Raw genomic sequence first — 25,995 nt, 5'->3', positions numbered from 1 at the left:
TCTTTAAAATTCATTAACTTCTTTTTTACCAGCTGCAGATTCTTCGACTTGTTCTTTGTCGATTTGTAAAAGCAGGGTTTCAAATTCACCAACATGGGTTTTTTCTTCTCGAGCAATATCCAACAAGGCATTTTTGATTTTGCGACTATTAGTTTCTGCAGCTAATTGTTCATAAACGCTGATCGCATCTAATTCCGCCATCATTCCCAACCTTAAAATTTGTCGGTCTTTGTCTTCTTTTTTAATCTTGGATAAATCAGTGGGTATTTTTGAAAGCATTTTTCTCCTTTATCCCGTTGTACTTTCGGCGGGATTTACCCCGAGTATGCTCTAGGGGTTTAGCTCAGTTATCCTCGAGGAATTTAATTTCTTTATTAAATAAATTTTACCATTTTGTTCGCTTTGCCGCAAATTAAAAAAGGAAGGCTCCCTCTGGAATTAAACCTTCCTAAGCTGTTGAATTTCCCTATAAAACTCTTGCCAAGAAAAAATTCTCTTAGCAATATTTCTTTCATCTTCGGCAAGATTATATGGCCAGGAAAACAAGAAAAGATATGGAACAATACCAACCAAGGGTGCGAGTTTATCAATATCATCATCAATATAAATAGCCAACTCGCATGCTCGTGCAACATCAACCTTATCTTATCTTAAGCCGACTCCTAAAATCTCTAATTCTAATCCTACTCTTCGCATCCAATCCCTGGCAATATTTAATGCCTCACCTTCGCGAGCCGTAATCACAACAATTTGGTAACCTTCATTTTGTAAACGCCAAATTGATCCAATCGCATCTGGTACGGGTTGATAGGTTCTCATCAAGTCTCGGTTTCGATAAGTTTCTTTAAGAAAAGCCGAATATTCTGGATCTGTGAGTAGCCCTTCCTCAACAATAAATTTACGTTTAACCCCGTCAATTTCCACCTCTAAACCAAAATGTGCCAATTCCCGAGCTTTCAGTTCAGCGACATTTAGAATTAATCCGTCAAAATCGATCCGATATTCGGTTTTCTCACCCATCTCACCTCCCGAATCAATGGGGTCACCAAGAATAAGTTTTCCGAATTCGGGCATTGGCAATCTCAAGCATGGTCGGAACATGTTCTGCCACCTGAAGAATTGAATCTTGAATTTCTTCGGATGAAGTATCAAAGGATCGGTTACCCAACTCTAATGTTTCTGGTAGTAATGAATGGATAGAAGATCCACCCACCGGTTGATACACATGAGGCCAAAGACCGGCAAAGGTGCTTCGGCAAAAACTAGGATAAAGCTCACCGCCCATATGATGCCTGGGTACAAATTCACGCAGCATAACGACCACAAAATCAGAATCAAGGGGATGGCGCTTCCACTGGATCTTCATCCAGAGCTGTTCCCAAACAAATTGCTCAATATTAGATTCCCAATCGTATGGTTTCTTTTCAGGAGGAATAATGTATTTCCTGGTTTTGGTGGCGATAATTGCACCAGCCAGCACAAAAGATATCCAATTGGCAATCGTTGGGGCTTCATTTTGCCCGACCCCTTTAGCAAGCAGAGCTGAAATACAACAATTATCGGATTCATTACGCGCAAGAGAAGCAGAGAGTAAATCTGAACCTTTCGGAAATTGATCAAACCAGTAATTTTTCTCACCCCAACAACCTCGAGGATATGTTCGCTTGATAGCTAAAACAATCGTGTTTCTAGCTGTCAGTTCCATTCCTATGACCTCCGGTTCTGGATTGGACTCGAGTATCAACTTGATGAAAGTATAACATATAATTAATAAAAAAACAGCCAAACTTTAGTTTAAAGGCTGCAAATTATATAAATGGGGACGGAGAGACTTGAACTCTCACGCTCTTGCGAGCACAGGCCCTCAACCTGTCGTGTATACCAATTCCACCACGTCCCCACAATTTTCACGCTGGGCGAAAGAGGACTCGAACCTCCACAGGATTGCTCCCACAGCGACCTGAACGCTGCGCGTCTACCAATTCCGCCATTCGCCCCATTCAAGCTCTATTTTAACCTTTTTGAGTTCAAATTTCAATCTCTAACTTTATTTATTCTTTTTTCTACCCATCTTTAAATACCAGTTTTTAAGTTGAAAAAGTTTATCAGAACTTGAAATCAGGTTATTTTCTTCAACCCCTTTCACTTTTGAGTTCACCGCCAACAAACTATCTGGTCGAAAAATAAAGATTACTGGTACATCATCAATAATAATTTGTTGAAAGCGTTGATAATTTTTCTGACGTAGTTTTTTATCACTGGTGGTTCGAGCTTGCTCCAAAAGCTTATCAACTTCTTTATTGGAAAATCCAGAAAAGTTTAGCTTAGTCGTGCCAATTTGAGAAGAATGCCAAAATGGGTAAGGATCGGAGTCTGGACCTAAATTTTCACCAAAAAGCAACATATCAAATTTACGGTTAAAAATGTAATCTGTCTGGAGCGTTAACAAATCTGCTTGTATCACATTTGCCTTAATCCCAACTTCGGCCAATTGCGCTTTGATTTTTTCCGCTGTGGCCATACTCACTTCATCATCAGTTAGGGCTAAATTAAACTCCAGCACTTTGCCATTTTTGGTTAAAATTCCTAAATCGTTTTTCTTAAAACCTATTTGCGCTAAATCTTTTTCGGCTTTTTGAAAATCATATTTGACCGCTTTCATTTGTTCAGAATAGCCTAAAAAGCCTGGCAAAATCGGACCCTCAACCGGTTCTGCGTTGCCAGATAAAACCTCGTCAATGATCGCATTTTTATTAATGCTTTCCGCAATTGCGACACGAATGCTTTTTTGCTTTAAATTGTCACTTGTCAGGTTAAAAAATAACACCATATAACTGGCAGCTTTAAGATGATACAAATTTAAATCCCGATTCTTGCTAATTTCTTTAAATTCCTCTACTGGAATATTGGTTAAAACTGAAACCTCGCCTTTTTGATAAGCCTTAGCAGCTCCTTCAAAATCTTTAAAATAATTAATAGTGATTTCAGAAATGAAGGAATCACGATTTTTACTCGTGGCAACTCTTTCTAAGATTACTTGTTTTGTGTTGCCGATAAGTTTGGTTTTTTGCACCATATAAGGTCCCGAGCCTACTGGAGAAAGGTTAAAATTATCTTCCTCGAGCTGATCAGTTGGCACATTACCTAAAACATGTGCTGGCAAAATCCCAAAGGTAAGTCTTTTTAAAAATGGCTGGTAAGGTTCAGCTAAGGTAAATTTAATTGTTTTATCATCAACCGGTTCAACTGTGACATTATCAAACAAACCCTTCAAAGGACCGGCATATTGTTGATCAGAAATCACGCTTGCTGTAAAAGCAATATCTTCAGAAGTAACTGGCATATTGTCATGCCAATTTACCTCGTTTAGGGCAAAAGTATAGGTTTTTCGATCTTCAGAAATCACCCATTTTTTTGCCAAATCAGGCTTTAAGACTAAATTATTATCCCAGTAAAATAAACCCGAATAAACCAAATTCACCACGTCCTTATCTTCAGAGGATTTAGCAAAAAGCGGATTCAATAATTTTGGTTCCCCAACCTCAGCAATGGAGATTTTACCGCCAACTGCTGGGACTAAATATGAATTTTTTAGGTATATTTTTCGCACCAAAAAACCTAATGCCACCAAAAAAACAATCGTACAGATAATGATGATTCTTTTTTCCATAATCGAAAGTAAACCCAATGCGAGTCTCATTCGTTTAAAAATTGAAATAAAACCACTAATTTTAGTGATGATTAGTCTCAAAAAATGGCGCAATTTAAAAGACAAAAATAGCTTTGCCTTCCTAATATTCAAATTGTCCCCCTACCTGAGAACATTAATTACGGCTGAAACCAAAAAAATAATCGCAAAAATAATCGAAATAATAAAAAGCAATTTTTCGGGTCCTCTTCTGGTATTATAAACTGCGCTTTCACCGCCAAAAGCGCCCCCCAAAGTTGCTCCGCGTTGCTGAAGTAAAATTGTCAGGATTAATAATAATGCTGATGTAATCTGGACGATATTAATCGCTTTGTCCATTTTTTCCTTTGTTTAAATTGAAGTGATAAATTGGTGGAGGCCTAGCCCGGATTTGCACCGGGGTACGCGGTTTTGCAGACCGCTTCCTAACTACTCGGACACTAGGCCAAGAAGAGTTGTGGAGCGAGTCGCCTTAAATGGTAAGCCTCGCTCTTTTTGCTATTGACGAAATGAGCGGGTGAGCGGAGTCGAACCGCCGTCTCGTCCTTGGCAAGGACGTATAATAGCCGCTATACGACACCCGCAATTTGAATTCAGAAATTTAGTTTAATAATATCAAATCCCACCAATAAAATCAAGAATCAACACTTGCTTGCAATCCCAAAACGATTCACTTATAATTAGCCTTAGGAGTCACATGGCAAAAAATAAGAAAGCGAAACTTCAACTCAAAAAACTCATTGAACAAAGATTGAAAATGGCGCAAACCGAATCTGCGCCAGACAAAAATCTAACTCAAGCTCTCTCTAAATTTGATAAAAAAAGCCATAAAACTGAAAAGCCCACCGTGGCAATAGATGATCACAAAGTTAAATCTGATTTGTTTAAGGTTGCTTGGGTCATCTTAATTATTGCCGCATTTATTTCTTCAATATATTTTCTTGACACTAAAACGACGTTATTGGCAAATATTTCAAACAAACTTTTCAATTTATTTGAAATAAGTTAAAGTTCTATTTTTTCGAGTCTTCTGGTTTTTGCCACAAATTAATGATCAAAATCATGCTACCGATAATTAATATCATATCGGCAAAATTAAATTTTACACCAAAAATCGGAATCCAATCTAAAACGCTATGCCTAAAAATCCGATCAATTAAGTTACTAATTGCCGCACCCAACAAAGCGCCAAATGTAACCGCAGTGATGGTTTCTTTAAAAAATGTTTCTTGAAAAATTATAAAGATTACCACCAAAAAGGCCGGTAAAATTCCCGCCCAAGCAAAATTAAAATGGCTGAATACGCCCGAGCTTACATAAACTATTCCGGGATATATTTTGAGAACAAACAATTTTAATAATTGATCCAAAACTACGATGAGGGTGAACGATATCCAAAAATTATAATTTGCAAATTTTTTTAATGGCAATTTAAACATGTCGTCGCCTCAGGATATGCTTTCAACCGATCTTTGGGAATTTCTTTCCGGCAATTTTCACAATAACCGTATTTACCTTTTTCGATTTTATCTAAGGCGATATTTATTTCATTTAATTTTTGTTCCATGCCCTTTTCAAGTGATAAACTGCTTTCGTACATTTCTACTTCTTGGGCGGATTCATCTTCTTTGCTGCCAATATCAGGAAAAAGAGCTTGTCGGTCTTTCCCTTTGCCCGTGGAAACTTTTCCCAGCTCATTTTCAAGTCTAAATTTTGCTTTCTCAAGATCAGCTTTCCTGTCACGAATAAATTTCTCGTCTAACATCTCACCTCCTACTTACTTAAATTACTAATTCAAAGCTTGTTTTGAAAGCCTGAATTTCCAAAATGTTGGGTAGTGCCTTGCTATTATTATACCATATTAAACCAAAAATTATCAAGATAAAACTTTTTTAGCCTTAAATCAATTGCAAAATTAGTGATTTTTAGATAAAATTAATCTATGGTCACTTAGCTCAGCTGGTTAGAGCGTCGCGTTCACATCGCGAAGGTCGACCGTTCGAATCGGTCAGTGGCCAAGAGATTTAAATAAAAATAAAATTAGGGAAAAAATGTCAAATGATTCAATTGCGAATCTGAAAAAAATCGCTTATTTTATTTTCGACCTTTTCAAGGGTGTGATATTGTTATTTCTTTTGGCTTTACTTTTTAGAATTTTCGTCTTTCAGCCCTTTATTGTGGATGGTCCAAGTATGGAACCAAATTATTATGATAAAGAATATTTATTAGTTGAAAAGGTTACCCCTAAACTAAAAAAATATCATCGCGGTGATGTAGTTATTTTTAAATATCCACAAAATCAGCAACTCGATTTTATAAAAAGAATTATTGGCATGCCCGGCGAAACGCTCCAAATTGAAAATGGCAAAATCACCATTGTTAATAATGAACATCCGCAAGGTATTATTTTAGGCGAAACTTATTTACCGTCAGATATTTATTCTGCGTCCACCTCCACTAATTTCAAAGTTACTTTAGGGCAAAATCAAGTTTTTGTGATGGGCGACAATCGTGCCAATAGCCTGGATTCCAGATCGTTTGGAGCACTTGATGAAAAATTAATTATTGGCAAACCCATGATTTCTTTTCGTAACTTTCACCGAATTTTACGACCAAAATATAATGTTTTGTTGCCGAAAATGAAGTTTTTGGCCTCCAAATAATCTCTTGGTTCTAATTAAAATTAAAAATGAAAGAATCTTATTTATATCAAAAATTGGGCGGGCAAAAAGTCCAATGCCTAACTTGTTCTCATCAATGTCAAATTTTACCCGGGAATCGGGGAATTTGTGGTGTGCGCGAAAATCAGCAAGGTAAATTATATTTTTTAGCCTACGGAAAAATAATTGCTGCCCACATTGACCCGATTGAGAAAAAACCACTCTTTCATTTTATGCCGAAAACTTTGACTTATTCTATCGCTACGGTTGGATGTAATTTCCGTTGCGCTTGGTGCCAAAATGCAGATATTTCCCAAGCTTCAAAAGCTTCAGGATATAATTTACCAATCGACGAAATTCCTTTTCAAAAAATGACGCCAGCAGAAATTGTCGCTGAAGCTATCAAAAATAATTGTCCGTCTATTTCCTATACTTATACTGAACCGACTATCTTTTTAGAGCTTGCTTTAGATACGATGAAAATCGCCCACAAGAAAGGTCTAAAAAATACCTGGGTCTCAAATGGTTATTTTTCAAAAGAAACTTTAAATCTCATCACGCCATTCTTAGACGCGATCAATATCGACCTTAAGGCTTTCAAAGACGAAACCTATCAAAAATACTGCGGCGCAAAACTCGCCCCAGTTTTAGAAAATATTAAGACAGTTCACACCAAAAAAATTCATTTAGAGGTGACAACATTAATAATTCCGGGTGTTAATAATTCAAAAAAAGAACTCACCCAAATTGCCGAGTTCTTAGCAAAAATTGATAAAAATATTCCCTGGCACATCTCTCGCTTCTTCCCGGCTTTCAAAATGATGGATAGCACCATCACACCAATTAAAACTTTAGAGCTCGCCAGCCAAATCGGCAAAAAATCTGGTCTAAAATATGTTCATTTGGGAAATGTTTAATCTCAAGTGGTGATTCCGATTTTATGTTCAATGTGGATAATACGTTTTTCTAATTCAGCAATTTGATCCACTCTCTCAATTACGGCTCGGTTAATTTCCGCTAAATCAGTGATTTCCCGGCTCAAAACAGAAATAATTCTATTTTCAGAATCTTCAATTTTTTCTTCCAGATGAGTTTTTATAGAACCAATTTTTTCTTCCAGACCAGTTTCTGTGGAAGTAATTTTCTTTTCCAGATGGGTTTCCGTCGCACCAATTTTCTTCTCTAACCGAGATTCGGTTTTATTGACAATTTTTTCAATTTGTTCAAAATCTTTTTTTTCTAAGGCCATTTTACTCCCTTTAAAACTTTTCAATGTTCTGATTTTCATTATATCATCCAAAAATCCTTTGTCAAAAAGCCGCCCAAATTGGTAAAAAATCCGGCTTAAAATATGTTCATTTGGGAAATGTATAAACCTTCATTATTTTATTTAGTAAATTATCAAGAGTTAATAAACTAGCTCGTACAATAATTATTTTTCTCTTTCGCTTCTATTTCGCATTCGGTTCATAAAAGTATTATCAAATAATATACGAACCGAATCTTCACTATAAGAAATGTAGTATTCTGTGTTAAAATTAGCACCATTAGATCGAGCTCTTAATCTTACACCAGGAATATTTGTAGATTCTTCTGTTTCCACACTAAAATTGTGTTTATCTTTAGCTGATTTGTAATTTTTATCAAATGCTTCTTTATTTATTTCCATTAAATTCTCATCAATACCTGTTGATTCGTAAAAAATTTTCCAACCCTTTTCAGATAAGCGACCAAGTGGTCCAGCTATGGTTGTTTTAGGTTCGGGGCTTTGTCGTTTCGTTGTCAATTCATCATAAACATCAACACCTCTGTGCACATTTACTAACTCTATTCCTCTTCCGCTATAGAATATAGCTAAACGTTTATCCTCCCGCAGCCAAACAGGATTAAGTCCTAAGGATTTTTTCTTTTCGTATTCTTTTTTTGCGTTGTTGGAAAAATTTTGAAAAATACTTATTAATTTTTCAACACTTCTTGCATCACTATCTAACCCTTCTACTTTCATTTTGTCTGCCGTGGTTTGGAAATGGTCAACTAACATTTCAGTTGGATCGCCAATTTTTTCTCCTTCCTCAAGCCTTTTTTCGTCTAACATGTCCCGTTCTCTTCCCATACTCTCTCTCTTTTGTTTATCATCCATCATTTCTTCGGCTGCTTGAACTTCTTCTTCACCTGGTTGATAACCTTCAGTTTCTGATGTCATAATTTTCCTCCCCGCCCACCATAGCTTTAGCGAAGGTGGGTCATTTCCGCTTCGTCGGCGGATTATTGTTAGTTGTTTATTGTTCTCTATTTTCCATTTAACTCTCTCTCTGGAAGTCAAGCTTAAAAATCAAAATTGTGCTATAATAGGTTCGAATAATCAATTTTAATTTTTGACTTTTTAATTTTAAATTTAAGCGGAGAAAATTATGTCAATAATTTTCGCAGCGATAACGCCACATCCACCGATTATGGTTCCTGAAATTGGCGGAACAGACTCAACAAAAGTTCAAAAATCCATTGCCGCCATGGAAAAATTTAGCCAAGACTTGGATAAAACCGATCCGGAAACGATTATTTTAATTTCCCCACATGGTTTAGTTTATCCTGACCGGATGAATATTTGTGGCATGCCAAAATTAAAAGGCGATTTTTCTCAATTTGGCCACCCGGAAATTAAATTCAAATTTGAAAACGATCTGCAACTTGTCAAAGAAATTAACGCCAAAGCTGATGCCGAAGGAATTGAAACCCTGCTATATACCAATGATAATCCGGACAACACTTTTGAATTAGACCACGGCAGTTTAGTGCCTTTGTATTTTATCTGCAAACACCTCACAAATGTAAAAGTTGTCCCAATCGCTTATTCTTACTTAAATGTAAATTCACATTTTGCTTTTGGTGAAGCCTTAGCCGATGTTTTAGAAAAGCTCAAAAACAAAAGGGTTGCCATTATCGCCTCTGGTGATTTGTCCCACCGGCTTTTACCCCAATCTCCAGCCGGTTATTCAACCCTCGGTAAAAAATTTGACCAGCAGCTCATTAAAGCGCTTGAAAAAAATGAAGTCACTAAGATTTTAAATTTTGACGAAGAATTTATAGATGAAGCTGGTGAATGTGGATATCGCTCAATCCTCATCTTATTGGGTGCCATTAGCCATTTAAAATATCAAGTTAAAAAACTCTCCTACGAATGTCCCTTTGGCGTCGGTTATGCCGTTGTTGAATTTAAAATTAAATAAATTATATGAAAAATATTTATACAAACTTGGCTCGAAAATCAATTTATAATTATTTGAAAACTGGCAAATTTTTAAATTCCCCAAAATCATTACCAAAAAACTTAACCAAACGCGCCGGGACTTTTATCAGTTTGCATTTATCAAATGATGATTTGCGAGGTTGCATCGGCACTTTCTTAGCCACCCAACCAAATTTAGCCGAAGAAATTATCAAAAACGCGGTGGCTGCGGCCACCAGCGACCCCAGATTTGAACCGGTAACTTTGTCTGAACTAAAAAGTATCGAAATTTCAGTTGATGTCTTATCCTCACCAAAACCAGTTCAAAATCCCGATCGTGAGCTAAATCCTAAAAAATATGGCGTGATTGTCAAAACTGCTGATGGTCGTTCTGGTTTATTATTACCAGATTTAGACGGGGTAGATTCCGCCAATCAACAAATCGCCATTGCCAGCCAAAAAGCCGGTATTATTGAAGGTGAACCCGTATTTTTGTATAAATTCACTGTCAAAAGACATGAGGAATAAATTATAAATTCAAAATTACAAATCTCAAATAAGTTCCAATTTTGAAAATTTGAATTTTGATATTGTTTAGGATTTCGATATTTGAATTTAGGATTTAAAAAAATCCGAAGGATTTTTTATGCAGTATGCCCAAATCGTTCCAAATATTAAAACTGATTTTAAACAAACCTTGTTCACATATAAAATTCCAGCCTCATTATTGCCAGAAGTTAAAATAGGTTCGTTGGTAAAAATTCCTTTTGGCAATCGTAAGATTTTAGGTTTGGTTTTTGATATAAAAAGAAAAAGATCTTTCAAAATTCAAAATTTAAAACTTAAAAGCATTGTGAAAATTGTGGTTTCGGATTTTGAATTTCCAACTCAATTAAAAAAATTATCACTTTGGATTTCAAATTACTACCACGTTCCTCTTTCCCAAGTCATTTTTGCCCTATTGCCAAAACCAGTTTTAAAGCCTCGCGCCAAAATTTCCACCCTCAGAAAGCCCCAAAAGCTGACTGATAAAGACTTAATTTTTAAAACTAAATTAATTAAATTTATAGAACTAATTGAAAAAACACAAACCAAAAATAAACAATCAATTGTGTTATTTGGCGACGTTGAAAACGCGAAATTATTTTATCAATATTTACCAAAGCGTCTTCAAAACGAAACAATTTTATATCATTCACAGCTTCCAAATTCCGAAAAATGGCAAAATTATTTAAAAATCTTATCGCAAAAGGCAAAAGTCGTGGTCGGCTCACAAATTGCGGTTTTTACGCCCTTGGCTAATTTGGGCCAAATTATTATTGATGGGGCAGAAAATCAAACCTATAAACAAGACCGCTCTCCCAGATATGACACCAGGCGAGTGGCTGAACAATTATGCCAACTGCAAAAAGCCAATTTATTTTTTTATTCCCCAAGTTTAAATTTAGATTATTTTCTGGAAATTAAAAAACGAAAAATCAGCTGGCTCAAGCCCCAACTCCCCTTTTCCCCTAAAACCAAACTAATTGATATGAATCTGGAATATTTAAATAAAAACCTTAACTTACTCTCAGATCTTGTTCAACAAAAAATAATTGAAAATTTTCGAAATCACCAAACTTCAATCTTATTTATTAATAAAAAGGGCTCAGCCTCAGTGGTACTATGCCGCGACTGCCAGCATATTTTTCGCTGCCCCAAATGCCAAAAAGTCCTCACTTTTCGAATCCAATATGGTCAAGTTAGCCAAGCTTTAATTTGCCATCACTGCCAATATTTTCAACAAATTACTAATCAATGCCCAAATTGTTTAGGATCAAATTTACGCTTTTTGGGTGGCGGTACGGAAAAAGTTGCCACTGAAGTTCAAAAAATAATACCTGAAGCCAAAATTTTACGTTTAGAAAGCGATCATTTTGAAAAAATAAATTTACAAAATCTGTCATACGATTTAATTATTGGTACACAACAAATCTTTTCTAAAATATTTCAACCTGCTAATTTAGTGGTCGCAGTTGAGCCAGACTTAACTTTAAACTTGCCGGATTTTAAATCCGCTGAAAAAACCTATCAGCTTCTAAAAATTGCGAAACTTTATGCCAAAAACGAATTTTTAGTCCAGACACATTATCCGCAACATTTAATTTATCAGGCAATTTTGCGCGACTCAGATCAGCTTTTTTATCATCAAGAATTATTAGCTCGAAAAAAATCCGGCTACCCGCCATTTGGCAAATTAATCAGACTAATCCTTACTGATTCAAATCTAAAACACTTAGAAGAAAAGGCCATGTCTTTGGTGGAAAAAATCCAAAATTCTGATTCTTCGCTTAAAATTTTGGGATCATCACCTTGTTTCAAATTCAAAAAAGCTGAAAAATTCTGTTGGCAAATAATCCTCAAAGGTACTAAAATTATGCCAGTCCCAGAGGTTTTACCTAAAGATATCAAAATTGAGGTTGATCCGGTTTCTCTATTATAATTATCTTTACAAAAAATCATTTTTAATATAAAATCAGGTTAGCTGGCAACGCTTGGACTTGGGGGAATCAGCATGCCGCCTACTCAGGACATTGTCGACATCAAACCCCAAATGGAATATAGCGACGTTTTAAATCAAATTGTAGATATTTTATCTAATGAATTCAATGTCCCTGCCACAAAAATTACCCCCTCAGCTACACTTGATGGAGATCTTGGCTTTGACAGTCTCGATATTGTCACTTTTACCTTAAGCCTCGAGGAAGCTTTTGACATGAATTTAAACATTGACAATGTTGATAAAAAAATTTCCAAGACCTCTATCCACGACATAACCAATAAGGTTATTCTTCAAAACACTCCTCAATAAAATCAATCTCAACAATTTTCAACCATTTTAGGCAAAAGGATTTTTCCGCTTTACGCCTCTCTTCCACAAAACCCTTCTTCAACCTCAAATCCTTTTGCCCTTTTTTTAATTTTGGGTTATAATTAGGCTTGAGGAATGATGAAAATTGGCATTTTTAGCGAATGTTTTGAACCAACAATTAATGGTGTGGTTATTTCTATTAAGACTTTTCGGTCAGAATTAACCAAAATGGGTCATGAAGTTTTTGTAATTGCCCCGGCCACCAAAGATAAAAATTACCACAATGACGACGAAAAAATCATTCGCGTACCTTCAATCTCCTTACCTGGCAAAAATTATTACCCGCTCGGTATCCCCTATTTTTCGCATCTTTCAAAAAAACTAGCTCCTTTAAATCTTGACATTATTCATGTTCAACATCTTTTTGGCATGGGCAGAGCCGGCCGTAAAGTTGCCAGAAATTTAAATCTGCCCTTAGTCTACACTTACCACACCCTGCTTACCGAATACGCTCATTATGTGCCATTTTTTAAAGGAATTACCAAAAAGGTTTTAATCAAATTGTCACGCGATTTTGCTAATTCTGCAGATTTGGTGATAACTCCAACCTCCCAAATTCGAGACTTGCTCCGCTCTTATGGCGTTAAATCCAGGATTGAACCTGTCCCAACTGGCATTTTCCTCGAAAATTATCAAAAACTTTCTTCTGACGAGCTTAAAAAAGAGTTCAAAATCAATCCCGATGAGAAAGTTTTGCTAAATGTTGGCCGCCTCGCTCCTGAAAAAAATTTAAGTTTTTTGCTACAAGCCTTTAAAAAAATTCACTCAGAATTTCCAAAATGCCATTTGTTAATAGTGGGTGGCGGCGAAGAAGAAAAAAGATATCAACTCGAAGTTGAAAATTTAGGGCTTAAAGAAAATGTCACCATGACCGGCTATTTGGAACACGAAAAAACTAACCATATTTTTGCCGAAGCTGATATTTTTGTCATGCCGTCCCTGACCGAAACTCAAGGAATTGTGGTGGCTGAAGCATTTGCTGGTGGTATCCCCTGCGTGGCAGTTAATAAATTTGGTCCTTCGGAAATTGTCCAAGACGGAAAATCAGGCTATCTCACTACCCCTGGTGATGTTGATAAATTTGCTCAAAAAACTTTAAAATTACTCAAAGACGACCAGCTACGAGAACAAATGTCTAAAAATGCCATCATTAGAGCTCAAGATTTTAGCGCTACCAAAACTGCCCAAAAATTAGCCACTTTATACCAAGAATTAATAACTGCGAAAAGTAAATGAGAATAATTAAATACCCAAACCCAACTTTAAGAGAAAAAGCTAAAACAATTTCCGCCATCACGCCGGAAATTGTTAAATTGGGCAAAAAAATGATCAAGTTAATGGAAGAAAATGATGGCGCCGGTTTAGCTGCCAATCAAGTCGGAAAATTGATTCGCTTGATAGTTTTTCGAGATGGCGATCATTCCAGAATTTTAATTAATCCCAAGATATGCAAATCTTCTTCTGAAAAAGCCACTATCGAAGAAGGCTGTTTATCCTTCCCCGGACTTTATGGTGAAGTTGAACGGCCTAAAAAAGTCCGAGTTCAAGGCAAAAATGAAAATGGTGGAAAAGTGAAATTAACTGCCGAAAACCTGGCATCAGTCTCCTTACAACACGAGATCGACCATTTGGATGGCGTCTTATTTATCGATAAAGTGAAACCAGAAACGTTGCGCCAAATCGAGCCCAAAGATCTTGAAAATTTAAAAAAGGATTAAAATGAATCGAGCTGCAAAAACTAAAATTGTTTTTATGGGCACGCCGCAAATTGCCGTTCCTATCTTACAAAGCTTATTAGAAACTCCGGATTTTGAAATAATTTTAGTCATTTGTGAACCAGATAAAACATCTGGGCGAGGAAATCAATTTATACCTTCAGCTATTAAAGACTATGCCCAAAAACATCGTCTTGATATTTTGCAACCTGAAAAAATTGTACAGATCAAATCAAAATTAATTAAACTTAAACCAAATTTAGCGGTTGTCACCGCCTATGGCCAAATAATTCCCAAAGAAATTATTGATATTTTTAAGCATGGTATTATTAATGTTCATTTTTCCTTGTTGCCGAGCTGGCGTGGCGCTTCGCCTATCCAGTCTACGATTTTGGCAGGCGATAAAACCACAGGCACGAGCCTGATGCTCATTGACGAAAAAATGGACACTGGACCAATTTTGGCACAAAAAAAGGTCCCAGTTCTATCTGATGATAATTTTTTAACTCTTTCTCAAAAATTAACTGCTATTTCCGCCAATATTTTGCCCAAAACTCTGCTCGGGTATCTCTCTGGAAAAATTAAACCTACTCCCCAAAATCACAAACTAGCCACTTATTGCCAAATGATCAAAAAAGAAGCCGGCTTGTTGGATTTTACCAAACCTGCCATTACTCTCGAACGAGAAATTCGCTCATACGTGAATTGGCCAAAAAGTTATAGTTTTTGGGATAAAAAAAGACTGATTATCAAAAACGCCAAAGCAATTCCCAACATTCCCGAACCACCCGCTTCAGCCGGTACGGTATTTTTAGATCAACACCTCAAATTACCAGCGGTTTTGGCTGGCACCGGCAGTTTATTACTTTTAGAACTTCAACTCGAAGGCAAAAAACCCCAAACCGGCACTGAATTTATGAATGGTTACCCAGATTTTATCGGCAGCATTCTAAAAAATAATTAAAAATAATCATTTGACTTTTTCTAATTTTAAGATTATAATCAAGAAATCAGGATTAAATTTAGGAGTAAAATCATGTTATCAATCAGATTAAAACGAGATGGCAAAAAGAAAAAACCCTTTTATCGAATTGTCGTCACCCCCAAAACCACCAGCCCCAAAGGTAAATTTATTGAAATTTTAGGCACTTATAATCCAATTTCAAATCCGGAAAAAATTGAAATTAAAAAAGACCGGCTTGAATATTGGTTAAAAAATGGCGCCCTGACTTCTGACACAGTCAATAATTTATTAGTTAAAATTGGCTTTTTCAAAAAATCTAAACTTATTAAAAAAACCGTCACCAAAAAGAAGAAAAAGAAAAAAGAAGAAAAGCCCGAAAAACCAGCTGTGATTGAAACGCCTCAACAGCAAAAAGCCGAAACTGAAGGTGGCGGACTTTTAGAGCAAGCCGAGGAAGAATTAAAGGAAGAAGAAGCCAAAACTGAAGAAACCCCTGCCGAAGAAACCACGCCTGAATCTACGCTAGCCGAAAATAAACCCGAAAAATCACCAGCTGATACCGCTGAAAATCCCCAAGAAAAAAAGCCCGAAACCAAACAGCCGGCAGACCAGCCAAAATCCTAAAAAACACTTGACGAAGCTAAATATTTTTGTTATCATTAATATGTAATCAGAGGGAAATGGTCGAACGTACCGATATAAGAAAATCAAACTTGGAGTAAAAATGGCAGAAAAAGATCAAGAGTTTGTTGAATACGTCGTTCAAGCTCTCGTCAGCCATCCTGATGATGTTACCGTTAAAAGAACAGTCGATGAAATGGGTGTTTTAATCGAATTGACTGTTAACCCAGAAGACATGGGTCAAGTCATCGGGAAAGAAGGGCAAACCGCAAAAGCTTTGCGAACCCTTTTGAGAGTTCTTGGAGCCAAGAATAACGCCAGAATCAACTTGAAGATTATTGAACCTGCTGGCGGACAACGTTCAACTGAGGCGAAAAAAGAAGAAGAACCTCAAGCATAATACAGATGACGCTATCCCATTTGGGAAAAGCTTCGAACTTAATCGGAGCTATTAAAAAGGTCGTGACCACAGACTTTAGGTTACGATCTTTTTTATAGGAAAAAATGATTATTGATATTTTAACTTTATTCCCTGGGGCTTATTTAGGCTTTTTAGACCAAAGCCTGATTTTGAGAGCTCAAAAAAATAAAATTGTTAAAATCAACGTGATTGATTTAAGAAAATACACCAAAGACAAACATCGCACCGTTGACGATCGCCCATACGGTGGCGGCCCTGGTATGGTGATGCGCGTGGATATTGTTGATCGAGCCCTGAAAAACTTAAAATCAAAAGTAAAAAGTAAAAAGCTAAAGGTAATTTTATTGACACCGCAAGGGAAAACCTTTCATCAAAAAATGGCGCAAAGATTATCTAAATTTGATCATTTAATTTTAATTTGTGGCCATTTTGAAGGCTTTGACGAAAGAATCAGAAAACTAGTGGATATGGAAATTTCGGTTGGTGATTTTGTCCTCACTGGCGGAGAATTAGCTAGTCAGGTTGTTTGCGATGCGGTAGTACGCTTAATTCCAGGCGTGGTCGGCAAAGAAGAATCGCTTAAAGAAGAATCTTTCTCAAATTCACTTCTCGAATATCCTCAATACACCCGACCAGAAATCTACCAAAAAATGGCGGTGCCAAAAATATTGCTTTCTGGAAACCACGCTCAAATTCAAAAATGGCGTCAAAAAATGTCGCTTTCAAAAACTAAAAAAAATCGGCCAGATCTCTTAAAAAATAATTAATGAGAATTTTATGCGCTTTAAATTAAATTCTAAATTTTTACCGACCGTCGACCCCGCACAATATTCGCAGTTCGCGAGAATTCCATTCTCGCCTCACGGTGTCATATATGCGGGGCAAGTCAGCCTTAAAACTAAAAAGGGAATATGAATTTCAAATTAGTTTCTACATTTAATCCTACCGGTGATCAACCTACAGCGATTGAAAAACTAAATTCTGGCCTGAAAAAGAATTATAAATTTCAAACTCTTTTGGGCGTGACCGGTTCTGGTAAAACCTTTGCCATGGCTAATTTGATCGCCAAATATCAAAAACCTACCTTAATTATTTCCCATAACAAAACCTTAGCCGCCCAACTGACCTCAGAATTTCGACAATTTTTCCCGGAAAACTCAGTCAATTATTTTGTTTCATATTATGATTATTACCAGCCTGAAGCGTATTTACCGCGTACTGACACATATATTGAAAAAGAAACCAACATCAACGACGAAATTGACCGACTCCGCCATGCTGCTACCCAAGCCTTGGCAACTCGGAAAGATGTCATTATTGTCGCTTCGGTTTCTTGTATTTTTGGTTTAGGTTCACCAGTTTTGTACGACCAAACCAAAATTAGCTTAGCGAAAAATCAAAATCAAACCATGACTGAACTCTTTAAAAAATTAGTGGCCATCCAATATAGAAGAAATGATTTTGAGATGGTACGAGGCAGTTTCCGACCCAGAGGTGATGTTTTGGAAATTTTACCAGCCTATGGTGAAGAAGTCATCCGTTTGGAATTTTTTGGTAACCGGCTTGAAAAAATTCTCACCCTTTCGCCTATTTCTGGCGAGGTCATTTCAACTCTCAATAATATTGATCTTTTTCCGGCTACCCATTACATCACAGACGAAAGTGTCACCAAATTAGCCACCGCCCAAATTCGCCAAGATCTCAAAAAACAAGTTTCGCTGTTAAAAAATCAAGACAAAATTCTCGAAGCGCACCGTCTTGAATCTCGAACTAATTTTGACCTGGAAATGATTCAAGAAACTGGTTTTTGCTCGGGGATTGAAAATTATTCCCGTTATTTTGACCGACGCCAAGCGGGTAAACCACCTTTTACGCTTTTGGATTTCTTTCCTAAAGATTTTTTATTAATTATTGATGAATCACATATGACCGTGCCGCAAATTCGTGGTATGTATAATCAAGACAAAGCTCGAAAACAAACCTTGGTTGATTTTGGTTTTCGTTTGCCTTCGGCTATGGATAACCGGCCTTTGAACTTTGAGGAATTTGAAAAAAGGCTCGGCACCACAATTTTTACCACTGCCACACCAGGTCCGTTTGAATTAGAAAAATCAAACCAGGTCGTGGAACAAATTATTAGACCTACCGGTTTAATCGACCCGGAAATTGAAATTCGACCCACTCAAGGACAAATTAGTGATTTGATTGTTGAGGTAAAAAAAAGAATTGCCTCAAAACAACGCGTTTTGATCACTACTTTAACTAAAAGATTGGCCGAAGAACTGACTGAATTTTTAGTTGAAAAAGGCATTAAAACCGCTTATTTGCACCATGAAATCGATACCTTGGAGCGACCGCAAATTTTGCGCGATCTCAGGCTTGGAGTTTATGATGTTTTGGTGGGTATTAATTTGTTGCGCGAAGGTTTGGATCTGCCTGAGGTTTCATTGGTGGCGATTTTAGATGCAGGCAAGGAAGGTTTTTTGCGCAGCCGTTGGTCGCTCATTCAGGTGATGGGGCGTGCTGCCCGTCATCAGATGGGTCAAGTGATAATGTATGCGGATAAAACCACCAAATCTATGCGCGAAGCGATCGCAGAAACTGGCCGTCGTCGTAAAATTCAACTTGCACATAACCTCAGACACGGTATAAAACCTCAATCAATCCAAAAAGAAATTGGTGAAGAATTTATTGCTCCAAAAGAAGAAGTGATAAATTTAGATAAAATTCCCAAAGATGAGCTAAAACGATTGATTGTCAATTTACAGAATCAGATGGAATTGGCTTCAAAAAATTTACAATTTGAAAAAGCCGCCGAAATCCGCGATGAAATTATTGAATTAAAAAAAGCCGCCCAGGGTTCTAAGGTGCGGATTAAAAAGCTATTTGAATAAGTTCTCTTTATCCCGCAGATTTTCCGATTATAACGCTAGGAGTGCGGGATTATCGCCATCGAGGCGATAAAAAGAAACCGGCGGGCAAGGAGTGGGGGTTGCGAAAGGGGTGAAGCCCTTTCCACTCTTGCTCGCCGGTAAACAACGAATGCTGTCGGGTTGGTGTGGCGCGGTAGTCACCGCTTTTTGCGGTGTCCGCTACCCTTCGCGAACTTCGCGATCCCCAGGCAGGTCTTGTCATTCTTGCGGCTCGGGTGTGCCGGGCAGGTGTGGCTCTTGAAAGCTCGCTGGCACGGTGCAGAGCCGACAATCGCGGAACAGAGTCCTTTAGACGTTTGCTTCTTGCCCATCTGATCGACTCCTCCTGGGGTTTGTGGTGCTGAAACGCAACCGGGGTGAAACTGGGGGCGAAACCTAATCGTCAGTACGACTCAAAGTCGTCGGCGGTGTCAGGGATGTCCTCGAACGGCTGCCACATGCAGGCAATCGCCAGGAAAAACGCGATCGCCATACCGATGGTCGAGGCTATCCACCAACCGGTGGACGCCACGTCATTTCCGGCTTCGACCTTCCCGCAGGCATATAGCCCGAAGGAGATGATCGCAGCCACGATGGCCCAGAACTTCAACGACATAACGTTCCCCCCTAAACAGAGATTATCAGGCACAAAGCCTGAGGTGAGCAGAATCAAAACAATCAAGGCTGGAATGTCCTTATTATACCAAACTTATCACGATTTGTCAAGTTTAATTTATTGTTTTTTCATTTTCGTCGCCAGACGATTGCCGAATTTGGATCTCCAACCCATTCTTCTTCTGTCTCTGGAATTTGACCAGTAGTCAGAAAGTGATCAGCTAATTTTTTCATTGTCAGCTCTCCACCACATTCGCTGTCAATCCTTCGAGCTCCAAGCAAACGGTGTTCTCTTAGTTGATGCATCTTTCCTTGTCTATCACATTCGCACATCACGAAAACTATTCTTTCTGCAGGGATCTGGTAAAGATATGAAAAGATATGTTCATGTCCTTCCCCGCCAAGATAAATCACAAAAATCATTTTTTCATCCATAAGATGAAGAATATCAGCAAGGGGGACGAGTATTCCATCAATGTCCTTTTCTCGAATTGCCTTACCGCTTGTAATTGATTTTGTTCGGATGCTTTCCGTACTCGCAATAAAAATTTGATGTTCGCCATCTTTGCCGTGCCAGCCATTGCCCAACATTTCACGACCAATACCAACCGAATTGTACGTAATGAAGATGGCTTTTGCCGCGCCGACCATGCCGATCACCCTTTCCGCTTCAGGATAAATTATAAAGGTTCTAAAACTAAAAAATACCACAAAACTAAGTCAAAATCAAGCTAGCCTACAAAATATTACCAATTTTATCTTGACAATTTTAATTTTTAAAGATAGAATATAAATGTAAAATCTAGTAATTTTACCGGACAAACCCCTCGAGCATACTCCCTCAACTAAGTTCGGGATAAGTCGGGGTAAATTTCTCAGCAAGCTCGAGATAAAGGAGGCATATGAATTCTGAACAAATCCGTGAGTTAATTAAAAATTTGCAAATTGTGATGCGTTGTCCAAAATGTAACCAGATTTTTCATCTGGAAAATATTTTCCTTAAGGGCCAAGCTGGCTCAAATTACCAATTGCAGTTGAATTGTGCTAATTGTAAAACTCCGGTTTATGCGAACATCGCCATTAAGGGTAATCTTCCAAATTTGCCCAAAACTACCCATACCCAAAACAAAATTGGCCAAGATATTACTAAAACTAAAAAATCTCAAAATCGCGTCCCAATTTCGAGCGATGAAATCATCCAAATGCATCAATTTTTAACTCGTTATCGCGGCAAAATTTCAGATCTCTTTTAAATAATTTTTCACAACATTAAATAAACCTATCCCTATTTAGGATTTAAAATGGAAATGACAAAACTAAACGCGCAAATCCGAAACACTTTCGGCAAAAAAAATCAGGCTTTGAGAAAATCAGGCTTTATTCCGGCTATTTTATATGGCCATAAAACCAAGAATATAAGTTTGCAGATTCCTCATAAAGATTTTGAAAAAGTCTTTGAGGAAGCTGGCCAAACCACTTTGGTTGATTTAAAAATTGAAAATGAAAATCCGAAAAAAGTTTTAATCCAAGAAGTCCAAATTGACCCAATTTCAGGTGACGCAATTCACACTGATTTATATCAAGTGAAAATGACCGAAAAAATTAAAACCGATGTTCCAATTTCAGCTGAAGGCGAATCTGCGGCAGTGAAAGACTTGGAAGGCAGTTTAATCCTGCAAAAAGCGACGGTGGAAACTGAAACATTCCCTCAAGATTTAATTCACGAAATTAAAATTGATATTTCTAGCCTTAAAACTTTCGAAGACCGTATTTTAGTTTCTGATTTGAAAGTCCCGGAAACTATCACAATTTTAGATAATCCGGATGAAGTGGTGGCAATGGTGATGCCGCCTCGTTCGGAAGAAGAATTAGCTGAATTGGAAGAAAAAGTTGAAGAAAAGGTTGAAGAAGTCGAAGTTGAAGCGGAAGCTGAAAAAGGCGAAGAAACAGAAGTTGCCGCTGGTACCGAAGAAGCACAGGGTGAAAAAACGGCCACACCCGCTACTCCAACTCCGGCGCCGGAAAATCCTGAAAATAACAATCCTCGATAATTTTTAATTTATGAAATATTTTATTGTAACGCTCGGTTGTCAAATGAACATTTCTGATTCCGAGCGTCTAAAAACAGTTTGCGAAAAGAGCGGACTAAAATCAGTCCCGCCAGCTGGCGGGACTGATTTGGTAATTATCAATGCTTGCTCGGTCCGCCAAGCCGCGGTTGATCGAATCTTTGGCCGCATTAAAGTCTGGCAAAAAAAATCAAAACCGCTCATTTTCCTTACCGGCTGCATTCTACCGGCAGATATTAAAAAACTTACCCCTAGAGTTGACTGGATTTTTAAAATTAATGATCTTAATAAGCTAGCAAAAAAAATTCAAGAAATCACCCACTTGGAAAAAAGCTGGCTTTGTCCGAAAAATTATTCCAAAATCACCCCTCAATATTCTAAAAAGGATGAAGTTTATATTCCTATTATATATGGATGTAACAACTTCTGTTCTTATTGTGCTGTCCCCTTTACCCGAGGTCGCGAAAAATCTCGCTCGGAGCAAGAAATTATTGCCGAAGTCAAAAAAGCGGTCAAAAATGGCGCGAAAAAAATAATGCTCCTTGGGCAAAATGTGAATCGTTATAAATTAAAAAATCAAAAATCAAAAATCAAAATGACAAGAAAAAATTCAAAATTATTAAATACAAAAACTCCATTTGTGGAATTATTGAAAAAATTAATCAAGATCCCGGGTAATTTTCAGCTTCTTTTTATGAGCCCGAATCCCTGGGATTTTCCGGCTGAATTAATCAAACTAATTGCCACCGAGCCTAAAATATCTAAACAAATCCACCTTCCAGTCCAATCTGGCGATGATCAGATTTTAAAGCGCATGAACCGACCTTATACTTCAAAACAATATTTAGACTTAGTCTCAAATCTCAGGTCTCAAATCTCGGGTCTGAAACTCTCCACCGATATTATTGTCGGATTTCCTGGCGAAACAAAAAAAGCTTTTCAAAACACACCCTTGCTTTGTCGAAAAGCTCAATTTGACAAGGCTTACATCTCCCAATATTCACCCAGACCTGACACTGCCGCGGCTCGTCTCAAAGATGACGTTTCACGCCTCGAGAAGAAACGTCGCTGGCAGATTTTAAACACATTAATTAATAAATAGAATTTAATATTTATATTTATTCGGTGACTTGAAGTATAAATTTATCAATTTTTAAGCTTTTCAGCTCTTTACTCCCCCGCTTTCGCACTGAAACAGATTCTGCTTTTTCTTCTTTATCGCCAACTACTAAAATATAAGGCACTTTTTCTAATTCCGCGTCGCGGATTTTTTTACCTACCGATTCATTTCGATCATCTAATTCAACCCTTAATTTTCGCCTGCTCAATTCTTCAACAATCTTTTTAGCATATTTTTGATTTCGATCAGTAATTTGCACCACCTTTACTTGAACTGGCGCCAACCACCATGGAAATGCCCCTGCATAATGCTCAACTAAACAACCAAAAAATCTTTCCATTGAACCTAAGACGGTGCGATGAATCATAATCGCTTGATGTTCTTGACCGTCATCACCAGTGTAATTAACCTTAAATTTCTTTGGTTCGTTAAAATCAATCTGAATTGTGGGACCTTGCCATAACCGGCCCAAAGAATCTTCTAATTTAATATCAATTTTGGGACCATAAAAAACGCCTTCGCCGTCATCTATTTGAAATTCTACGCCGGCTTTTTTTAAAGCTGAATCTAAGGCTTTTTCCGCTTTATCCCAAATTTCAATTTTGCCCACAAAATCCTCAGGTCGAGTCGCCAGATAGACTTTATAATTTTTAAAACCAAATTTCTTTAACATAAATTGCGCTAATTTTACGGTTTTTACTAACTCATCTTCCATTTGGCCTTGAGTACAAAAGATGTGCGCATCATCCTGGGTAAAACCTCGCACCCGAGTTAAACCATGCAAAACTCCAGATTTTTCATATCGGTAAACCATGCCAAGTTCAGCATAGCGAATTGGCAAATCTTTATAAGAGTGTAAATGGGTTTTATAAATCGCAATGTGAAAAGGGCAATTCATCGGTTTAATCAAATAATGATCGCCTTCAATACCAAACGAAGAAAACATATTTTCTGAGTAAAAATCCAAGTGTCCGGATTTTTTCCAAATCAATTCTCGAGCAATATGAGGCGAGAAAACCAATTGGTAGTCCCGCTTTAAATGTTCTTCACGCCAAAAATCTTCAATAATTTTTCTAATCACCGATCCTTTTGGATGCCATAAAATCAAACCAGGCCCAATATCATCTGAGACCGAATATAAATCTAAGGCTTTGCCTAATTTGCGATGATCACGCTTTTCCGCTTCTTCAAGTTTTTCTAAATATTCTGAAAGCTCGCTGTTATCATTAAAACATGTTCCGTAAATCCGCTGTAATTGTTGATTTTGTTCTGAACCGCGCCAATATGCCCCGGCGATTGAAGTTAATTTTAAAGGTCCAATTTTACCAGTCGACGCCAAGTGTGGCCCACGGCATAAATCAATAAAATTACCAGTCCTATAAATGGTTATTTTATCATCTTTTGGCAATTCAGCGATTAATTCTAATTTTAAGGGTTGCTCTAATTTTTTGAAAAGTTTTTGAGCTTCTTCACGAGAAATTATGCTTTTTTCAAAAGCTTTGTTATTTTTAATAATTGCTTTCATTCGGTCTTCAATTTTTGGCAAATCTTTTTCAGATAACGGCACCGGCAGTTGAAAATCATAATAAAAACCATCAGCCGTGGCTGGACCAATGCCTAATTTTGCTTCAGGAAAAATTTCTAAAACCGCCTCAGCCAAAACATGACTGCAGGAATGGCGCATTGTTTCTAATTTGGTGGCTTGTTTTTTATCTGACATTTTTACCCCATTTCTAAATCAAATTATTAATTTACTTCAATTTTAAACCATTTAGCTTAAAATTCAAGCTTTAAAAAATATTTTTATTTTTTGGTATAATGTAATTATGGATATGAATATTATTGATATTGCCATTATTGCAATTTTAGCAATTTCCGTCCTCATTGGCTTTTGGCGAGGCTTTTTTGACGAATTATTCACACTTATTGGCTTTGCTATTTCGGTGGTGGCAAGCTTATTTTTATACCCTTATCTCGGTCAAACTTTAGCCGAAAGTTTTAAGTTTAGCATTGGTTTAGCCAATTTAATTGGTTTTTTGGTAATTTTTGTGGGCGTGGAAATTATTTGGACCATTATTTCGGGAATAATTCTCAGAAGAACTCTCAAGCCCCTAGTTGAAAGATGGAATCAAAATCGAGCCTTTAAAATTATAAATAGGCTTTTAGGCATGATTCCCGGTCTCATTAATGGTTTTATCGCCATTAATATTATCATTATTAATTTGGTCATTTTACCTTTGAGTCCGGCATTAAAATCAACTATGTCTGACTCAAAATTCACCCCATTTCTCCTAAACAAGTTCTCCTTTTTTGATCAGAAAATTGAAAATTTATTAGCTCCGGCCGAAAAGGAAACTCGAGCTAAAATCGATAATTTATTAGGCGCCATTTTCCCAGGAGAAAATCAGACCATTTCTTTTCCCGGCAATCTTGAGCTGACTATCAACTATAACGCCGAAAAAAGGATGCTTGAACTAATTAACGCAGAAAGAAGCAAACAAGGTCTAGGCTCTCTTATTGCCGATCCCGCCCTATCCGCGATTGCCCGCAAACATTCTTTAGAAATGTTTAAATTATCATATTTTGATCACAATTCGCCTGTCACTGGCACTCCGACCGATCGTTTATTGGCCGCAAAAATTAATTTTAAAACTGCGGGCGAAAATTTAGCTTATGCCCCGGATGTTGAGGTTGCGCATAATGGGCTGATGAATAGTCCTGGACATCGCGCTAATATTTTATCTCCTAATTTTCATAAAATTGGCATCGGGATAATTTCAGCTGATAATTGGGGAGAGATGTTCACCCAAGAATTTACTGATTAGTCTACGAAATACAAAATCCGCCAGTTGACGGATACAAAAATACGAAAAAGAGCTTGAAATTTTGGTGGTTTTAGGCTAAAATTAAGATACCTATAGTTCGAATTTGAATATGCGCGCGTAGCTCAGGGGTAGAGCGTCTCTTTGACGTAGAGAAGGTCGTAGGTCCAAGTCCTACCGCGCGCACCATTTATATCAAATGAATGTGCAGAAGGTCATCCCGATGACCATTGGGATACCGCCCACCAGTC

31 protein-coding genes and 6 tRNA genes are annotated in these 25,995 nt (G+C 37.3%); 20 read left to right on the top strand and 17 right to left on the bottom strand.

The features are described from left to right. Window positions 1-3 precede the first annotated feature (3 nt). The 10 genes from VJJ80_02760 to VJJ80_02715 all read right to left on the bottom strand — a co-directional run bounded on the left by VJJ80_02760 (window position 4) and on the right by VJJ80_02715 (window position 4,272). Window positions 4-279 carry a ferritin family protein gene (locus VJJ80_02760; GenBank protein HLC39015.1) on the bottom strand — a complete coding sequence of 92 codons (276 nt, stop codon included), beginning with the start codon at window positions 277-279 and terminating at the stop codon, window positions 4-6. A 159-nt stretch (window positions 280-438) separates the two neighbouring features. After that, on the bottom strand, window positions 439-615 hold the full coding sequence (locus VJJ80_02755; protein HLC39014.1) for a hypothetical protein: 177 nt from the start codon (window positions 613-615) through the stop codon (window positions 439-441). A gap of 30 nt (window positions 616-645) precedes the next feature. Further along, complete coding sequence (locus VJJ80_02750) at window positions 646-1,020, bottom strand: hypothetical protein (protein ID HLC39013.1); 375 nt, start codon at window positions 1,018-1,020, stop codon at window positions 646-648. Between the two features lie 22 nt (window positions 1,021-1,042). Then, window positions 1,043-1,705: a hypothetical protein gene (locus tag VJJ80_02745; protein ID HLC39012.1), complete on the bottom strand. Its 663-nt coding sequence runs from the start codon at window positions 1,703-1,705 to the stop codon at window positions 1,043-1,045. A gap of 112 nt (window positions 1,706-1,817) precedes the next feature. Next, window positions 1,818-1,900, bottom strand: a tRNA-Leu gene (locus VJJ80_02740). Between the two features lie 13 nt (window positions 1,901-1,913). Further along, window positions 1,914-1,997, bottom strand: a tRNA-Leu gene (locus VJJ80_02735). 50 nt (window positions 1,998-2,047) lie between these two features. Then, on the bottom strand, window positions 2,048-3,700 hold the full coding sequence (locus tag VJJ80_02730) for an ABC transporter substrate-binding protein (GenBank protein HLC39011.1): 1,653 nt from the start codon (window positions 3,698-3,700) through the stop codon (window positions 2,048-2,050). A gap of 111 nt (window positions 3,701-3,811) precedes the next feature. Next, window positions 3,812-4,027 carry a preprotein translocase subunit SecG gene (gene secG, locus VJJ80_02725; GenBank protein HLC39010.1) on the bottom strand — a complete coding sequence of 72 codons (216 nt, stop codon included), beginning with the start codon at window positions 4,025-4,027 and terminating at the stop codon, window positions 3,812-3,814. A 34-nt stretch (window positions 4,028-4,061) separates the two neighbouring features. Next, window positions 4,062-4,135 (bottom strand) — tRNA-Cys (locus VJJ80_02720). A gap of 65 nt (window positions 4,136-4,200) precedes the next feature. Then, window positions 4,201-4,272, bottom strand: a tRNA-Gly gene (locus VJJ80_02715). 113 nt (window positions 4,273-4,385) lie between these two features. On the opposite strand from VJJ80_02715, the gene VJJ80_02710 reads away from it, so the two are divergent. Then, window positions 4,386-4,697 carry a hypothetical protein gene (locus tag VJJ80_02710; GenBank protein ID HLC39009.1) on the top strand — a complete coding sequence of 104 codons (312 nt, stop codon included), beginning with the start codon at window positions 4,386-4,388 and terminating at the stop codon, window positions 4,695-4,697. Window positions 4,698-4,701: 4 nt separating this feature from the next. On the opposite strand, the gene VJJ80_02705 is transcribed toward VJJ80_02710, so the two are convergent. After that, window positions 4,702-5,127, bottom strand: coding sequence for a signal peptidase II (locus VJJ80_02705; GenBank protein HLC39008.1), 426 nt, complete (start codon window positions 5,125-5,127; stop codon window positions 4,702-4,704). Further along, window positions 5,109-5,453 (bottom strand): TraR/DksA family transcriptional regulator, encoded by a 345-nt coding sequence (locus VJJ80_02700; protein ID HLC39007.1) that lies wholly within the window; start codon window positions 5,451-5,453, stop codon window positions 5,109-5,111. Before VJJ80_02700 ends, VJJ80_02705 begins: the two co-directional genes overlap by 19 nt. A 179-nt stretch (window positions 5,454-5,632) precedes the next feature. Between VJJ80_02700 and VJJ80_02695 the strand changes: the two genes are divergently transcribed. The 3 genes from VJJ80_02695 to amrS all read left to right on the top strand — a co-directional run bounded on the left by VJJ80_02695 (window position 5,633) and on the right by amrS (window position 7,265). Beyond that, window positions 5,633-5,706, top strand: a tRNA-Val gene (locus VJJ80_02695). A gap of 33 nt (window positions 5,707-5,739) precedes the next feature. Then, the gene (lepB, locus tag VJJ80_02690) at window positions 5,740-6,351 is read left to right on the top strand and encodes a signal peptidase I (protein ID HLC39006.1); all 612 of its coding nucleotides are present in this window, start codon (window positions 5,740-5,742) and stop codon (window positions 6,349-6,351) included. A 26-nt stretch (window positions 6,352-6,377) separates the two neighbouring features. Beyond that, the gene (amrS, locus tag VJJ80_02685; GenBank protein ID HLC39005.1) at window positions 6,378-7,265 is read left to right on the top strand and encodes an AmmeMemoRadiSam system radical SAM enzyme; all 888 of its coding nucleotides are present in this window, start codon (window positions 6,378-6,380) and stop codon (window positions 7,263-7,265) included. Between the two features lie 2 nt (window positions 7,266-7,267). Here amrS and VJJ80_02680 read toward each other — a convergent pair whose 3' ends face one another. Further along, entirely contained in the window at window positions 7,268-7,636 is a 369-nt protein-coding gene (locus VJJ80_02680; GenBank protein HLC39004.1) for a hypothetical protein, read from the bottom strand. A 144-nt stretch (window positions 7,637-7,780) separates the two neighbouring features. Beyond that, on the bottom strand, window positions 7,781-8,551 hold the full coding sequence (locus VJJ80_02675) for a hypothetical protein (GenBank protein HLC39003.1): 771 nt from the start codon (window positions 8,549-8,551) through the stop codon (window positions 7,781-7,783). A 208-nt stretch (window positions 8,552-8,759) separates the two neighbouring features. Here VJJ80_02675 and amrB point away from each other — a divergent pair, with 208 nt between their 5' ends. The 11 genes from amrB (at window position 8,760) to uvrB (ending at window position 19,100) form a co-directional block, all read left to right on the top strand. Next, window positions 8,760-9,575 carry an AmmeMemoRadiSam system protein B gene (gene amrB, locus VJJ80_02670; protein ID HLC39002.1) on the top strand — a complete coding sequence of 272 codons (816 nt, stop codon included), beginning with the start codon at window positions 8,760-8,762 and terminating at the stop codon, window positions 9,573-9,575. A gap of 5 nt (window positions 9,576-9,580) precedes the next feature. Beyond that, window positions 9,581-10,102: an AmmeMemoRadiSam system protein A gene (amrA, locus tag VJJ80_02665; GenBank protein HLC39001.1), complete on the top strand. Its 522-nt coding sequence runs from the start codon at window positions 9,581-9,583 to the stop codon at window positions 10,100-10,102. A 118-nt stretch (window positions 10,103-10,220) separates the two neighbouring features. Beyond that, a complete protein-coding gene (gene priA / locus VJJ80_02660; GenBank protein ID HLC39000.1) occupies window positions 10,221-12,056 on the top strand; it encodes a primosomal protein N' in 1,836 nt (611 codons plus the stop codon). Window positions 12,057-12,128: 72 nt separating this feature from the next. Continuing rightward, a complete protein-coding gene (locus VJJ80_02655; protein ID HLC38999.1) occupies window positions 12,129-12,425 on the top strand; it encodes a phosphopantetheine-binding protein in 297 nt (98 codons plus the stop codon). A 138-nt stretch (window positions 12,426-12,563) separates the two neighbouring features. Continuing rightward, window positions 12,564-13,721: a glycosyltransferase family 4 protein gene (locus VJJ80_02650; GenBank protein ID HLC38998.1), complete on the top strand. Its 1,158-nt coding sequence runs from the start codon at window positions 12,564-12,566 to the stop codon at window positions 13,719-13,721. Further along, on the top strand, window positions 13,718-14,203 hold the full coding sequence (gene def / locus VJJ80_02645; protein HLC38997.1) for a peptide deformylase: 486 nt from the start codon (window positions 13,718-13,720) through the stop codon (window positions 14,201-14,203). The genes VJJ80_02650 and def overlap by 4 nt, the downstream gene beginning before the upstream one ends. A gap of 1 nt (window position 14,204) precedes the next feature. Then, complete coding sequence (gene fmt, locus VJJ80_02640) at window positions 14,205-15,164, top strand: methionyl-tRNA formyltransferase (protein HLC38996.1); 960 nt, start codon at window positions 14,205-14,207, stop codon at window positions 15,162-15,164. Between the two features lie 72 nt (window positions 15,165-15,236). Next, window positions 15,237-15,788: a 30S ribosomal protein S16 gene (rpsP, locus tag VJJ80_02635; GenBank protein ID HLC38995.1), complete on the top strand. Its 552-nt coding sequence runs from the start codon at window positions 15,237-15,239 to the stop codon at window positions 15,786-15,788. Between the two features lie 100 nt (window positions 15,789-15,888). Continuing rightward, window positions 15,889-16,185, top strand: a complete 297-nt coding sequence (locus VJJ80_02630; GenBank protein HLC38994.1) for a KH domain-containing protein — start codon at window positions 15,889-15,891, stop codon at window positions 16,183-16,185. Between the two features lie 104 nt (window positions 16,186-16,289). Continuing rightward, entirely contained in the window at window positions 16,290-16,973 is a 684-nt protein-coding gene (trmD, locus tag VJJ80_02625) for a tRNA (guanosine(37)-N1)-methyltransferase TrmD (protein HLC38993.1), read from the top strand. Between the two features lie 144 nt (window positions 16,974-17,117). Further along, window positions 17,118-19,100 (top strand): excinuclease ABC subunit UvrB, encoded by a 1,983-nt coding sequence (gene uvrB, locus VJJ80_02620; GenBank protein ID HLC38992.1) that lies wholly within the window; start codon window positions 17,118-17,120, stop codon window positions 19,098-19,100. A 421-nt stretch (window positions 19,101-19,521) separates the two neighbouring features. Here the strand turns inward: uvrB and VJJ80_02615 are convergent, their stop codons facing one another. Next, window positions 19,522-19,734 carry a hypothetical protein gene (locus VJJ80_02615; GenBank protein ID HLC38991.1) on the bottom strand — a complete coding sequence of 71 codons (213 nt, stop codon included), beginning with the start codon at window positions 19,732-19,734 and terminating at the stop codon, window positions 19,522-19,524. 128 nt (window positions 19,735-19,862) lie between these two features. Next, window positions 19,863-20,444 carry a hypothetical protein gene (locus VJJ80_02610; protein HLC38990.1) on the bottom strand — a complete coding sequence of 194 codons (582 nt, stop codon included), beginning with the start codon at window positions 20,442-20,444 and terminating at the stop codon, window positions 19,863-19,865. 191 nt (window positions 20,445-20,635) lie between these two features. On the opposite strand from VJJ80_02610, the gene VJJ80_02605 reads away from it, so the two are divergent. The 3 genes from VJJ80_02605 to VJJ80_02595 are packed head-to-tail and all read left to right on the top strand — an operon-like array spanning window position 20,636 to window position 22,904. Next, on the top strand, window positions 20,636-20,986 hold the full coding sequence (locus tag VJJ80_02605) for a hypothetical protein (GenBank protein HLC38989.1): 351 nt from the start codon (window positions 20,636-20,638) through the stop codon (window positions 20,984-20,986). 48 nt (window positions 20,987-21,034) lie between these two features. Continuing rightward, window positions 21,035-21,784 carry a 50S ribosomal protein L25 gene (locus VJJ80_02600; protein ID HLC38988.1) on the top strand — a complete coding sequence of 250 codons (750 nt, stop codon included), beginning with the start codon at window positions 21,035-21,037 and terminating at the stop codon, window positions 21,782-21,784. Window positions 21,785-21,794: 10 nt separating this feature from the next. Beyond that, window positions 21,795-22,904 carry a MiaB/RimO family radical SAM methylthiotransferase gene (locus VJJ80_02595; protein ID HLC38987.1) on the top strand — a complete coding sequence of 370 codons (1,110 nt, stop codon included), beginning with the start codon at window positions 21,795-21,797 and terminating at the stop codon, window positions 22,902-22,904. A 16-nt stretch (window positions 22,905-22,920) separates the two neighbouring features. Here the strand turns inward: VJJ80_02595 and thrS are convergent, their stop codons facing one another. Beyond that, on the bottom strand, window positions 22,921-24,642 hold the full coding sequence (thrS, locus tag VJJ80_02590; protein ID HLC38986.1) for a threonine--tRNA ligase: 1,722 nt from the start codon (window positions 24,640-24,642) through the stop codon (window positions 22,921-22,923). 106 nt (window positions 24,643-24,748) lie between these two features. Here thrS and VJJ80_02585 point away from each other — a divergent pair, with 106 nt between their 5' ends. Together VJJ80_02585 and VJJ80_02580 are read left to right on the top strand one after the other, a co-directional pair. After that, window positions 24,749-25,747 (top strand): CvpA family protein, encoded by a 999-nt coding sequence (locus tag VJJ80_02585; protein HLC38985.1) that lies wholly within the window; start codon window positions 24,749-24,751, stop codon window positions 25,745-25,747. A gap of 111 nt (window positions 25,748-25,858) precedes the next feature. Next, window positions 25,859-25,933, top strand: a tRNA-Val gene (locus tag VJJ80_02580). Window positions 25,934-25,995: the final 62 nt, after the last annotated feature.

The sequence above is a fragment of the Patescibacteria group bacterium genome, assembly GCA_035288465.1.
Classification (GTDB): Bacteria; Patescibacteriota; UBA1384; order DATEAH01; family DATEAH01; genus DATEAH01.
Note: the sequence above shows the minus strand (reverse complement) of the source record. Positions and strands in the feature narration are given on the sequence as shown.